Annotated in this window: 1 protein-coding gene; it reads left to right on the top strand. The window is 43.0% G+C overall.

What is annotated here, in order from left to right; all coding sequences use genetic code 11:
• Positions 1-612: DDE-type integrase/transposase/recombinase (locus tag ACFFGT_RS19120; RefSeq protein ID WP_377024124.1), on the top strand; the 612-nt coding region annotated here is incomplete at both ends.

Here is a 612-nt window from a genome sequence, read left to right as displayed (position 1 = left end):
TACAGAACCCGCAGACCCTCGCTTACCGATGAAGCCTTAGTGCTTGAAATGCGCTCGCGAGGTAATAATAAGTTTGAAATAGCTCAGGAGCTTAAGCAGAAATCCAATAACTTTAAGCCATCGCCTTCGGGAGTTTATAATATCCTGAAACGTTACGGCCAAAACCGTTTAAAACCTCAGGATAAAGAAGTTAAACGTAAGATCATTAAAGAGCGCATGGGACAGTTAGGTCATATTGATTGTCATCACTTAAGCAAAACCATTATTCGTGGTCAGCATCGTAAACTTTACCTGCTTTGTGTTATTGATGATTACTCCAGGATAGCCTTTGCTGAGGTTATGGAAGATATCACTGCATTAACCACCATGTTTGCGGCCTTGCGCTGTATGCGAATGATCAGAGAGAAGTTTGGTATCCAGTTCGAAGAAATCATTGCTGATAATGGGCCCGAGTTTGGTCCGGCTGTTAGCCAGAACAAACGCAACCATCCTTTTGAACGGATGCTGATGGAAACCGGTATCAAACGCAGGTATATTCAGCCATACAGACCACAAACAAACGGTAAAGTAGAGCGCTTTTGGCGTACACTTAACGAAGATTTGATCGAAGGT

The sequence above is a fragment of the Mucilaginibacter angelicae genome (assembly GCF_042434235.1).
Classification (GTDB): domain Bacteria; phylum Bacteroidota; class Bacteroidia; order Sphingobacteriales; family Sphingobacteriaceae; genus Mucilaginibacter; species Mucilaginibacter angelicae.
This window is presented reverse-complemented; position numbering and strand designations above follow the sequence as displayed.